This window comes from Shewanella septentrionalis (genome assembly GCF_025370265.1).
Classification (GTDB): Bacteria; Pseudomonadota; Gammaproteobacteria; order Enterobacterales; family Shewanellaceae; genus Shewanella; species Shewanella hafniensis.
The window spans coordinates 1-12610 of the sequence record NZ_JAMTCC010000009.1; the positions used below are offsets into that span (position 1 = coordinate 1).

Annotated in this window: 12 protein-coding genes; 4 read left to right on the forward strand and 8 right to left on the reverse strand. The window is 46.1% G+C overall.

Annotated elements, in window-relative coordinates; all coding sequences use genetic code 11:
- Positions 1–42: 42 nt before the first annotated feature.
- From NE536_RS06595 to ohrR, 5 genes are all read right to left on the reverse strand, one after another.
- Complete coding sequence (locus NE536_RS06595) at positions 43–1707, reverse strand: methyl-accepting chemotaxis protein (protein WP_261272196.1); 1665 nt, start codon at positions 1705–1707, stop codon at positions 43–45.
- A gap of 126 nt (positions 1708–1833) precedes the next feature.
- Positions 1834–2982, reverse strand: coding sequence for a chromate efflux transporter (gene chrA, locus NE536_RS06600; protein ID WP_261272197.1), 1149 nt, complete (start codon positions 2980–2982; stop codon positions 1834–1836).
- Between the two features lie 204 nt (positions 2983–3186).
- Positions 3187–4359, reverse strand: coding sequence for a 23S rRNA (uracil(747)-C(5))-methyltransferase RlmC (rlmC, locus tag NE536_RS06605; protein ID WP_261272198.1), 1173 nt, complete (start codon positions 4357–4359; stop codon positions 3187–3189).
- A 108-nt stretch (positions 4360–4467) separates the two neighbouring features.
- Positions 4468–5643: a glycerol-3-phosphate dehydrogenase/oxidase gene (locus NE536_RS06610; RefSeq protein ID WP_261272199.1), complete on the reverse strand. Its 1176-nt coding sequence runs from the start codon at positions 5641–5643 to the stop codon at positions 4468–4470.
- Positions 5644–5776: 133 nt separating this feature from the next.
- Positions 5777–6274 (reverse strand): transcriptional regulator OhrR, encoded by a 498-nt coding sequence (gene ohrR, locus NE536_RS06615; RefSeq protein WP_261272200.1) that lies wholly within the window; start codon positions 6272–6274, stop codon positions 5777–5779.
- Between the two features lie 138 nt (positions 6275–6412).
- Here ohrR and ohr point away from each other — a divergent pair, with 138 nt between their 5' ends.
- The 3 genes from ohr (at position 6413) to NE536_RS06630 (ending at position 8865) form a co-directional block, all read left to right on the forward strand.
- Positions 6413–6838, forward strand: a complete 426-nt coding sequence (gene ohr / locus NE536_RS06620; protein WP_220591015.1) for an organic hydroperoxide reductase Ohr — start codon at positions 6413–6415, stop codon at positions 6836–6838.
- Positions 6839–7111: 273 nt separating this feature from the next.
- Positions 7112–8557, forward strand: coding sequence for a cytochrome C biosynthesis protein (locus NE536_RS06625; RefSeq protein WP_261272201.1), 1446 nt, complete (start codon positions 7112–7114; stop codon positions 8555–8557).
- Positions 8558–8679: 122 nt separating this feature from the next.
- Entirely contained in the window at positions 8680–8865 is a 186-nt protein-coding gene (locus NE536_RS06630; RefSeq protein WP_261272202.1) for a cytoplasmic protein, read from the forward strand.
- Between the two features lie 82 nt (positions 8866–8947).
- Here NE536_RS06630 and NE536_RS06635 read toward each other — a convergent pair whose 3' ends face one another.
- The 3 genes from NE536_RS06635 to NE536_RS06645 are packed head-to-tail and all read right to left on the reverse strand — an operon-like array spanning position 8948 to position 10231.
- Positions 8948–9238, reverse strand: a complete 291-nt coding sequence (locus NE536_RS06635; protein WP_006083993.1) for a hypothetical protein — start codon at positions 9236–9238, stop codon at positions 8948–8950.
- Positions 9239–9269: 31 nt separating this feature from the next.
- Positions 9270–9815 carry a class I SAM-dependent methyltransferase gene (locus NE536_RS06640; protein ID WP_261272203.1) on the reverse strand — a complete coding sequence of 182 codons (546 nt, stop codon included), beginning with the start codon at positions 9813–9815 and terminating at the stop codon, positions 9270–9272.
- Positions 9816–9820: 5 nt separating this feature from the next.
- A complete protein-coding gene (locus NE536_RS06645; protein WP_106651484.1) occupies positions 9821–10231 on the reverse strand; it encodes a hypothetical protein in 411 nt (136 codons plus the stop codon).
- A gap of 496 nt (positions 10232–10727) precedes the next feature.
- On the opposite strand from NE536_RS06645, the gene fccA reads away from it, so the two are divergent.
- Positions 10728–12518 (forward strand): fumarate reductase flavoprotein subunit FccA, encoded by a 1791-nt coding sequence (gene fccA, locus NE536_RS06650; RefSeq protein ID WP_261272204.1) that lies wholly within the window; start codon positions 10728–10730, stop codon positions 12516–12518.
- Positions 12519–12610: the final 92 nt, after the last annotated feature.

Sequence of the window (12610 nt, forward strand, 5' to 3'; positions counted from 1 at the left end):
GGGAGACCTTAAGTCTCCCGTTTTTAATCAAGATTGCTGCAATTAAATCTTAAACTGGCCTACTAACTTGCCCAAGTTAATACCTTCTTCTGAGACTGTCATACTGATCCTAGCGGCATCTTCGCTGGAATGAAGCAGCTCGTTCACAATCTCTTGGATGGCATACACGTTGCGGTTAATTTCTTCGGTTACTGAGCTTTGCTCTGTCGCCGCTGCCGCAATTTGGGTACTCATATCATTAATCGCAGTCACAGCCGAAGTCACTGACCCCAGACTGTCTGAAATCGTGCGAGAAGAATCCACTGAACGCACGCAGCTCTGTTGACTCTCTTCCATGGCTTTCACGGCTTGGGTCACTAGCTTATGCAGTGCCGATAACATCTCGTTGATTTCTAACGTGCTGGCTTGAGTTCGACTGGCTAAATTACGCACCTCGTCGGCGACCACAGCAAATCCACGGCCCTGTTCACCAGCACGGGCCGCTTCGATGGCGGCGTTCAATGCCAATAGGTTAGTTTGCTCGGCAATACCACCAATGACAGAAAGCACGCTGTTGATCTTCTGCGATTGCTCGCTGAGTGACTTTATACTGCCCGCCGCATTATTGATTTGCGACATTAAAGACGCAATCTCCTCAAGCGAAGCATCAACACAGCGCTGTGCATTCGCCACATCACCAGTAGCAGCGTGAGTCGCTTCGGCTACTTGAGTGGTATTCTTAGCCACTTCGTTCGCAGTGGAGGACATCTCAGTGATTGCAGTCACCACCTGATCGGTTTCATTGTTATGACTCACCAACTGGCTCGACATGACTTTAGTTTGATCATGAATCGCATTGGCTGCCGTTTTTACTTTTGCCGTCGCTGTCGCAACATCGCCGATAATATGCTGAAGTTTATCGACAAAGAGGTTAAAGGAGCGCCCAAGTTGAGCAATTTCGTCTTCACCTTTTACGGTAAGTCGCTTGGTTAAGTCCCCTTCGCCCTTAGCAATATCATTTAAGTTATCGGCCATATTCTTGATTGGCACGACCATACGGTGGGCGGCAATCATAATGATAAAGCCAGTAATACCCGTAAGGAAAAGCGCTATCAGCAAAATCGCGAAGGATTTTTCTGCCATTTGCTCAGTCACTGTCTCGCGATAATCTTCAACAACAGCTTCAATATCATCGATATATGCCCCAGTACCTAACATCCAGTCAGTACCAGGGATCATCATGACGTAACTGATTTTTTCAATCTGCTCATTAGTATTAGGTTTTTGATAGTAGTAGGAAAAACTACCATCACCACGTTTAGCTGCATCGAGCAGACCGACAATAATTTTAGTGCCTCGGGGATCTGTCATATCTATTTTATTTTGCCCTTCTAAGCTAGGAAGTAGGGCATGAAAAATATTTTTCCCTTGAGAGTCATACATGAAGAAGTAACCCGCACTGCCAAAACGTATGTCTCTTAGCGCTTGATTCACATTCCCTTGTTCTTTTAACGATAATTGGTAATTCACTATACCAGCGGCAATTTCGGTAGCCTCTTTGATTTGTTGTTTACGTTCACCGACGAGCTTAGATCTAAAGGTAGCCACCTCATGAGCAAGCGCATCTTGCTCAACATAATAAGAAACCGACATCAACACCAACAATGCGAGGATCAAAGGGAACAGCGATAGCAATAGCAATTTATTGCGTAAACTCAACTTAGACATGCTTGAATGCTCCAGAGGAATACAACTTGTATCTTTGGAGTATAGCTAACATTGTTATTTTTCTATGGGCTTAAAGTAACAAAATCTTAATCTTGCTCAAGAAACCTGCAATTAATCGCCCTCAGTTCAAGATATATTTAGCAAGATCCCACACAAGCTAAAGCCTAAAACTAGCACCAGCATAGGTGGTTTAAATAACTTCAATGCACCAAAACCGAGCAATACCAAGGCCATATCTTTGCCCGAGAATACCGCCTGAGAAAACACCGGTTGGTAAAGTGCAGCGGCAAGTAAGCCAACAACGCAGGCATTGACGCCCGCTATCGCGCCAGCAATTTTCGGTCTTGCCGCAATCGCATGCCAACTCTTCAACCCCACCAGCATAAGGAGAAATCCGGGCAAAAAAATGGCCGCTGTCGCGATGCAAGCCCCCATGAAAGGTTTATCTAGCATAACTTCGGCGCCTAAAAAGGTCGCGAATGTGAACATAGGCCCAGGCACAGCTTGGGCAAAGGCATAACCCGTCAGAAAACGATCGCCGCCTATGGTATCGCCCACTGCTGTTTCTAGCAGAGGTAGCACAACATGACCGCCACCGAACACTAAACTCCCTACGCGGTAAAACTCGCTGAAGATCCAAGCCTCTGGTCCGAAATTCACCATAAAAAAACTGCCGATGAGTAACACAAAAAAGAGCAGTAAATAGAGATAATTCAAGCGAATCGGTGCAAGCGGCTCAGTGTCATCTTGCGTCGTACTCAATTTATAGATGCCGATAGTCGCAGCGCCGAGTAACAGCAGGATTTGCGTCCACATAAATGGCGCAATCAAAATCGCCGCAGCACTGACTAGCATCAGCAAACGGGCGGATTTGCGTTGGCAGAATTGTTTAAACATAGCAAGAACGGCATCGGCAACCACAACGACGGCCATTAATTTAAGCCCATAAATCATCCCTTGAACATAATGATTCGCGAGCCATGCCGACGTTGTTACCGCCAGTAAGTACATCAAAATAAAGGAAGGTAGTGTAAAACCGGCAAAAGCTGCAAGCGCGCCAACAAGCCCACCTCTTTGATAACCAATGGCAAAGCCCACTTGGCTCGACCCTGGCCCCGGCATAAATTGGCTTAAGGCGACGAGACTGGCGTAACGCTTATCATCGAGCCAACCGAGTTCATTAACAAAGGTCTGGCGAAAATAACCAATGTGCGCCGCAGGTCCGCCAAAACTCATCAAGCCTAAGGTAAAAAAGCGTAGGAAAATCTGTAGCATAAATCGCCGCCCATCAATGCATAAAGTGCTGAAGATTATGCCACTAAAAAGACATTATGATGAAGTTTCACGCGTGCAACGCAGATAATAAAAGCATAACAAGGGCTCCACACAGCAGAGCCCTTAAGATTGTTTGAGCGGATTTGCAAGAATCATAAAGCGAGTGAGTACAGATGCTTAGTGATAAATTGATGAGCTAAAAGATTAATCCTTCACCAACATAGCTAAGACTTCAAAATGATCCGTATGGGGAAACAAATCAAATAGCTGCACTTTGGTTAAGTGATAACCTTGAATATGCTCAAGATCTTTCGCTAAGGTTTTGGGATTACAGCTGGAATAGAGAATCGCCTTAGGTGCAAACTCGCTTAATGACTGGCATAAAGCCTCGCCAATACCACGCCTTGGTGGATTAACAATGATCAAATCCGGCTTATCGGCAGCGCTTTTGCCCTTGGCAAAGTCGGTGGAATCGAGCGCCATAAATTGCACGTTTTCGAGCCCCATCATTTGCGCTGACATTTGCGCGCAGGCAATCGCCTCGGCTTCAATTTCAATCCCTGTAAGTGTAATGTCTTTGGATGCGCAGTGCAGTCCGAAACCACCGACGCCACAAAACAGATCCCATAACGAGCGAGGAGAAAACTCGGCAACCCACTCACGGGCGGTTTGATATAACTGAGCCGCAACCTGCGGATTGGTCTGGAAAAAGCTCTTGGGCCGAATGAACAAAGGCACATGATTAAAACGCTCTTCAAGACGGGTATTTTCTGTTAAGAAAATCTCTTCATCGCCCTCAAGGATTGCCATATGAATCGGTTGAATATTGACTGACACGACTTTTATTTGCGGATATTCCGCCAATAATGCAGGTAATTCGCGTTCGATGCGTTCAATGCCATTGTGGGATCGCAGCACAAAACGCAGCAGATATTCGCCGCGTACTTGGCTGCGGGTCAGCAGAATAAACTTAAGCTCACCCTTGGCTTTATCAACCCGATAGGGAGGAAGCCCCGCCTGCTGCACAAAGCGGGTTAAACGGTGTAATAAATCTTGCATATCAGATGGATATAACAAGCAATCGCAAAGATCCACCGCCTCGCCACTTGGGCTAATAATCCCCAATACGGGTTCATGGGCGGCACCAAGCACTACCATTTTGGCTTTATTACGAAAGCCGCTGTCGTCGCCAGTAATAGGTGGCAGAAAAAGTTCTGTCGAATTTGCGGGAATAAAAGGCGCGAGTAATTGCTGTAACGTTTGGCTTTTAACCGCCACTTGCTGCGCTAGAGGCTGCTGAATATGCCGGCAAGAAAGGCACTGACCTTGATTAAAATAACCACATTGCTTGACGGCATTCACAATAGCAGCACTCACGACAAATCCTAGATTCAGTAAAAAAGCGCCACACTGTAGCGGTTTTACGGGTAAAAATCATCTCGAAACACGCTCAAACCAGTATCAAGGGCGCAATTTTAGATGTATTCAAGACAAGCTGAGTTTATCAACATCGGCAATCGCCTCGCGCTTACCTAGGGTCTTTTCAATCCATTCAAGTACTTCTGCCGAGGTACTGCGAAACGTCGTTAACTTACCGCCGTATAAACTGAGGATGCGCGGATGGGAAATTGATGTTTTCATCAAGGTATCCCGCGGCCGCTCAAAGGCTTGGCTATTTTGCTTAGGTAAAACCCGAATGCCGCAGAAGGTTTGGGTTATCTTCGTCTTAAGCTCATCAATCTCCGGCGCTAGCGGGAAGTAATGCTTATAAATACCAAGCAGATAATTAATTTCAGACTCGGTCGCTTGGGGTGGTTTATCCAAAGAAGCCAGTTCAGTTTCTGTGGTGCCAACCAAGGTTTGTCCATACCAAGGCATCACAAATATGACCCGTTTATCGAAGCAAGACTCTAAATACAAGATGCCATCGGGCGCAGGAATATTCAGTAGCACATGGGCGCCTTGCACCCAATCGAGTTCAACACCCGCAAGTGGGGGCAAGACTTTGCTTAAAACCGCATTCACCCAAGGGCCTGCAGCATTGATCACTAGACTCGCTTCGGCTTTATGGATTTCGCCCCCGTGGCTAAAACTCAGCTCACAAGTTTCGCGCCTATGTTCCAGCTCAAGAAATTCAGCCTCGGCATAGACTTCGGCGCCCAGTGCCTGCGCGCTGCGCGCCACCGCTTGAGTTAACAACTTATCGTCGGTCTGCGCATCCCAATACTGAAACACCGCCTTTAATCCTTTGAGTTTCAATCCTTTAAAACGATGCCAATGCACGGCAGGCACAGACACAAATTGGCCCAAGGGATCAAACTCACTCAGCAGCGCATACATGCTTAAGCCCGCGCGAATAGTCCAGGGACTGCGCTGACTGTTGTCATACACTGGAATATAAAAAGGCACAGCTTTAACCAGAGTGGGCGCAAGATTGAGTAAATGGCGCCGTTCAAGCAAGGACTTACGGACTAAATTGATTTGCCCCGTTTCTAAATAGCGTAAGCCGCCGTGGATAAGCTTGCTGGAATTAGCCGAGGTTTGGCCGCCAATTTCGCCCTTTTCAATCAGCAAGGTGGAATAGCCCGCCGCTGCCGCATATTGGGCAATGCCGACACCGCTGATCCCACCGCCAATAATGGCTATATCGAAACTGGCCATAGCTCACTCTCGCTAACGTTCCATAGACGACCGACCTACTGAGCCTCATGCATTCAATCAAGCTCAGTCGAACAGCTAATAAGCGTTAATATGTCAATAAGTTAGTCTTAGATCAAATCTCGACGATAAGAGTTTAATCAATACTGGCATGTAATTGTTTAAGTGCTTGATCGCACATGGCCTTTAAGGCTTTTAACTCGCTCGCCTCGCCGCCGACTTTGCAACGCATTAAATGGGGGATTTCACTTGCCTGCGTTTTGAGGGCAATTCCTGCGGCCGTTAAGGCGAGCACTCTCACGCGCTCATCCTGTTCGCTGCGACCGCGAGTCACTAATCCCTTAGATTCTAACCGCTTTAGCAATGGCGTTAACGTGCCTGAATCAAGGAAGAGTTTATCCCCTAAGGTTTTGACACTAATGCCCTGCTCTTCCCATAACACTAGCATGACCAAGTATTGCGGATAGGTGAGATCCAATTTATCTAACAAAGGGCGATAGGCTCGCACCATAGCATTCGCGGCGCTATAAAGTGAGAAGCACACTTGGTTTTCAAGGCATAAAGCATTATCTACGCTGGTATTTTCGGCCATATCGACAGGATTAACACGGGTGTTGGGTTGAGTTGTTGCCATAGGAAGATCCGACAAATTAAATATATTGCGCACAATATACTTGCATTCACACCAAAGATCGAATTATAGTTTATCACAATTAAATTGCACGCAATTCAAATCAATTTACTTAATCCTTAATCTAAGAAGGTCAATATTATGAAAACACTTTATGAAACACGTGCCACAGCAAAAGCGGGTCGTCAGGGTCAAGTTAGCACTGATGATGGTTTACTGGATGTGGCGTTAGCCTATCCAAAAGCCATGGGCGGTAGCGGACTTGCCACTAACCCAGAACAACTGTTTGCCGCAGGTTATGCAGCTTGTTTCTCAAACGCCGTTCTGCACGTTGCTAAAATCGGTAAAGTGGATATTACACAAGCGCCAGTCAGTGCGGTTGTTGGCATAGGTGCCAATGATACTGGCGGTTTTGCATTAGCGGTTGCCTTAGAAGTCAGCTTAGATTTACCGCAAGAAGCCGCAGAAGCGCTAGTGCGTCACGCGCATCAAGTTTGTCCATACTCGAACGCTACACGTAATAATATCGACGTGAAACTGAGCGTAAATGGCGTAGCGTTAGGTTAACCATAATCCATCATAGACACTTGTTGATAACGTCAGAAATAGAGCACCCTCGGGTGCTCTATTCTTATTAGCCATTAACGACTCAAGCTGAGAGTGGTGTGCATCACACCATTTAACAGGGAGATAAACTGGTTTCAGTTCCCAAAAAATGGTTATTCGCGAGTTAACTAACACTTCTTAATATCTAATTTAATCAAAATGATTGATTTAAGTAGAGTAAGAGCTAATCGAACCGTTTGACGATACTTAAACCCACTCTCAGTGGGAGGCGCTATGACAAAATATCTATCGAAATTATCTCTGTTTTGCTCGCTATTATTCCTCTTTGCCTTTTCAATCCCTAGCTGGGCCGAGACAACACCAGCAAGCTCAGCGGATCGAACGTGGCATTATATAAATGGTCAGGGTGAGCTCAAAATTAAGCTGTATTTCTTCTGGTCTAAAACTTGCCCACACTGTGCAGAGGCCCATCCTTTCATCGATTCATTGCCGCAAAAATACCCTTGGATAGAACTCGAATCTCATATGGTGTCCGCACCAGGTGTGCAAGATATTTGGCAAAATATCGCCGCAAAAACTAATACAGAAGCACGTTCTGTACCCTATATGGCCAGCTGCGAAAAAGCCGTGGTGGGCTATTCGAGCGAAGCAGTCACGGGCGAGTTTCTCGTCAATCGACTGAAGAATTGCTATTTATCCCTTGGCGGTAAACTCAGCGAAGCAGATTTGCCCACCAAAGGCGTTGTCAGTACGAGCGCGAGTACAGAAACCGATGCGCCGCTATTTGGCACCTGCGGCACAGATACTGGCGAAGGCACCTGCGATGCCACCAGCTTAGGTGACGCTACAAAAGCATCACCAGCGCAATCTGAAGTGCAGCCTGTAGAATTGCCCTTAGTGGGCGTAGTGACTCCTGAGACTATGTCTTTGCCGCTGCTCACCTTAGTGCTCGCAGGCGTGGATGCCTTTAACCCCTGCGCTTTCTTCGTTTTACTGTTTTTATTGTCGATCATGGTTAATGCTAAGAGTCGCAGCCGCATGTTACTCGTCGGCGGGATTTTCGTGTTCTTCTCAGGCTTTATCTATTTCTTGTTTATGACCGCATGGCTGAACATCTTCCAGCTGTTGGGCGCTGGCAGTGATGGCGGCATGATCATCTTAGCGGCGGGTTGTTTGGCCTTAATCGCTGGTGTCATCAACATCAAAGATTACTTCTTTACTAAGGGGGAAGTGACGCTGTCGATGTCGGCAGAAAACCGGACGAGTTTGATAAAGCGCATGGGAAAACTATCCAATTCCAGTAACTTAGGCGCGTTACTCATAGGTTCTACTGTATTAGCTATCCTCGCCAACGCCTATGAACTGCTCTGCACCGCGGGCTTCCCTATGATCTACACCAGCGTGCTCTCTATGCACAATCTGCCAGATATTGAACGCTATATGTATCTGGTTTTATATAACATTGTGTATGTGATCCCGCTGGCGATTATCGTTATCGTCTTCAGCGCGACCTTAGGTAAACGTAAACTGACTGAAAAAGAAGGCCAAGCCCTAAAACTCATGTCAGGGGTGATGATGTTGGGTATGGGTATCGCGCTGGTTATCGACCCTACTGCCCTGCAAAATGTAGCGCTGGCACTGGGGCTGATCTTAGGCTCACTAGGGATCACAGCCATTATTATTATCGGCCGCAAACTGTTTTCGGCTAAGGCCAAGTAATTGACGAAACAATCGACTAAATAATTAACAAAATAATGGATGATTGGCAAATTCATGGCTAACGGCTAAAGTTAACCTTGGGTTTGCCGATAAAGGGATCCAGCTTACAATCGAGGTTAGTTATGTCTATTTCACTGAACACCCAAGCTATCGCACCTAATCTAGAAAATGGTGCAGTTGGCGTTAAGGTTGCTCAATTAGCCAAAGAGCAGCAAAAAGCCGAAGGTCAAATCGCGGTAGATTTAATTGCAGCTGCGGCGCCAAAACCAGTAGGTAATGCAGGCCACAACATCAACACTACGGCCTAATTGTTAGCAATACAGCATTTAAAAAAGCGCCTCTGATTATCAGGGCGCTTTTTATTTTCTGTAACGGAAACGTCAGGCGAATTTAAGAAAAAGCGTTGCCATTCACATGCATAATCGTAAATGTCCACACCACGAACGCTAGCGGGATATGCACTAAGGCATAGAAAAACTGATCGAGTCGCCCCATTCCTTTTGCTAACCAAATCAAATACAAGTGCAATCCAATCACCAAAGGGAACAGGGCTAATAGCGGATACAGAGCGACAGGGCTGGCATCGGAAAACAGGCTATGACTGAATAAAGCCCAAGCCACCATGACTGCGGTCGTAAGCGGCGGTGTTGCAATGCGATATTGCTCTGGATAGGGAAACATCCTACAACCTCTTGAGTCTCAATCGATAAACTTACGTTTTAGGTTTTCGTGCAATCAACTGTGCTTTATAACTGCTTTGAGTGGACTGCGGATCACTTAATCGACCTTCAAAGTAATGTAAAGGTTGCCAGTTAGCAAATGCTGATTTGAGTTCATTTTCAGTCAGCAAGAAATTGGGGTTACGCGGCCGCCCACTCTCAGCCTGCTGTGTGGTAAAGGTTTCATAGACGATAAGGCCTGTAGCCTTAATCGCCTTGGCAATTTGCGGCAATAATGGCCGATGCAGATAATTGAATACTAAAACAATGTCGTACTCTTCAATCGGTAGCGATGGCGCAGCCTCGGCTTCTAAATCCCATTGATATTTGCGGGCGTTCACATGCTCAATGTGCGACATGGCAGACAAATCCCTGTCGATAAACGTCACTTCTGCACCTTGCGCTAGAAACCACAAACCATTACGTCCAGAGCCGCAGGCAAGATCGAGTACTTTAAGTCCATCAAAGCGAGAAACAGGCCAAGTAAACTCAGTGATTAAGGCTGCGGGAGTCACGATTGGCGCATGGATTACAGACATTGGAATTAGCCCTTAATTTCTTTTTTCGAGTCGATTTGCCGACGATGCACAATAGAATAATGCCTGAGCCCTGCTGGACCATGGGACACAATCACGGACAAAAAGAGGATCGCGATTAACAGCTCAGGCTTGAAATTAGCCAAAGGGACAAACAAACCAAGTAAGCCTACTTTTACTAAGGTTAACACACCCTTAAGCTGAATTAACCAACGCCAATCACGCACAATTTCCCACAACATTAATATGCAGCCCGTCGTCATAGCGAGATACCAATAATTCAGCCATTGCGTTTTATCTACGCTTAATAAAATGCCACCACCGACACCGACGATCCCTAAAATATGCAATGCCCTTAAACTGGTTTTACTCAAACGTTGAACCCAAAAACGTTTTTCTGATATGCCTTGTTTGCGCATTACATCCCCTTAATAATCAACTGCGTAACATCTGGTTAAACTAATAATGCAATTCTATACAATAAAGGCTGGATAAATAACATTATTTATAGAATATATAAAAATAAATAAGCCATCTCCTCAATATACAGATTAAATTATAATCTCTATAAAATACAAATAGATAAATCATACCATCAAAACCATAATTCATGCTTTTTTATTTTACAAAGTTAAAACCAATCCATTCAACATGTTAACCCGCGCAAGTTATACCGTATTCGATCGGTGATTAGCCTCACCTTCATTAATATTTCCCGCTCTATTGCACATTTTAAATATGTTATTTACGCTGTAACAAAGGTTATGTGACTTGGGCACACATATACCTCTTTAGATAGTGCTAAATTTGCAAATGGAGAATGCTCTAACAGTGCGTGAGCTGCGTAAAAAATAAATATCACGCCACGATGAATAACCCTTATTAAGTAGATGAATGTACGGCGGAGGAACTACCATGTTCACAAGAAAGATTCAAAAAACAGCACTAGCCATGCTGATCTCTGGCGCAATGGCAGGAACTGCCTATGCTGCACCAGAAGTGCTAGCCGATTTTCACGGTGAAATGGGCAGTTGCGACAGCTGCCACGTCTCAGACAAAGGTGGCGTCAGCGATGACAACCTTAGCCATGAAAATGCCCAATGCGTTAGCTGCCACGGCGATTTAAAAGAACTGGCCGCCGCCGCACCTAAAGACAAAGTCTCACCCCATAAATCTCACTTGATTGGCGAAATTGCTTGTACAAGCTGCCATAAAGGCCATGAGAAATCAGTCACTTATTGCGATGCTTGCCACAGCTTCGGCTTCGATATGCCTTACGGCGGTAAATGGGAACGTAAGTTTGTTCCTGTTGATGCAGACAAAGCGGCACAGGATAAAGCCATTGCTGCTGGCGTAAAAGAAACCACTGATGTGGTTGTTATCGGTTCAGGTGGTGCAGGCCTTGCTGCTGCCGTCTCTGCCCGTGATGCTGGCGCGAAAGTGATTCTGCTCGAAAAAGAACCTGTCCCAGGTGGTAACACTAAGTTGGCCGCTGGCGGTATGAACGCTGCCGAAACGAAGGCGCAAACTAAGTTAGGTATTGAAGATAAGAAACAAATCATGATCGACGACACCATGAAAGGTGGCCGTAACATTAACGATCCTGAATTAGTGAAAGTGCTTGCAAATAACTCATCTGACTCTATCGATTGGTTAACCTCTATGGGTGCCGACATGACTGACGTGGGCCGTATGGGTGGCGCAAGTGTTAACCGTAGTCACCGCCCAACCGGTGGTGCTGGCGTAGGTGCACACGTAGCGCAAGTACTATGGGACAACGCAGTAAAACGTGGTACTGACATCCGCTTAAACAGCCGTGTTGTCCGTATTCTTGAAGATACGAAAGGCAATGTGACTGGCGTACTCGTTAAAGGCGAATACACTGGTTATTACATTATTAAAGCCGATGCTGTGGTTATTGCTGCCGGTGGTTTTGCGAAAAACAACGACCGCGTAGCTAAGTACGATCCTAAGTTAAAAGGCTTTAAAGCTACTAACCACCCAGGTGCAACCGGTGACGGCTTAGACGTGGCACTGCAAGCAGGCGCAGCTACTCGCGATTTAGAGTTCATTCAAGCTCACCCAACATACTCACCAGCGGGTGGTGTAATGATCACCGAAGCGGTACGTGGCAACGGTGCTATCGTGGTTAACCGTGAAGGTAACCGCTTTATGAACGAAATCACTACCCGTGATAAAGCGTCTGCCGCGATTCTGCAACAAAAAGGCGAAAGCGCTTATTTGGTATTCGATGACTCAATCCGTAAGAGCTTAAAAGCGATTGAAGGATATGTGCATCTGAACATTGTTAAAGAAGGCAAAACCGTCGAAGAGTTAGCAAAACAAATCGATGTGCCTGCCGCTGAACTGGCGAAAACCATCACGGCATACAACGGCTTCGTGAAATCAGGTAAAGATGCGCAATTTGAACGTCCAAACCTACCACGCGAATTAGCAGTAGCGCCTTTCTACGCATTAGAAATCGCACCTGCTGTTCACCACACTATGGGTGGTGTTGTGATTGATACTAAAGCCGAAGTGAAGAGCGAAAAAACCGGTAAACCAATCCAAGGCTTATATGCTGCCGGTGAAGTGACTGGCGGGGTTCACGGTGCTAACCGCCTTGGCGGTAACGCAGTATCTGACATTGTGACCTACGGCCGTATCGCCGGTGCTGAAGCGGCTAAATTCGCTAAAGATCACTAGTCACAAACCGTATAAGGGTTAACGGACTAACCCTTGGCTCTCAAAGCACGGTTTTAAATATGAGAGCCCTAGCTTGAATAACTCAAGCACTG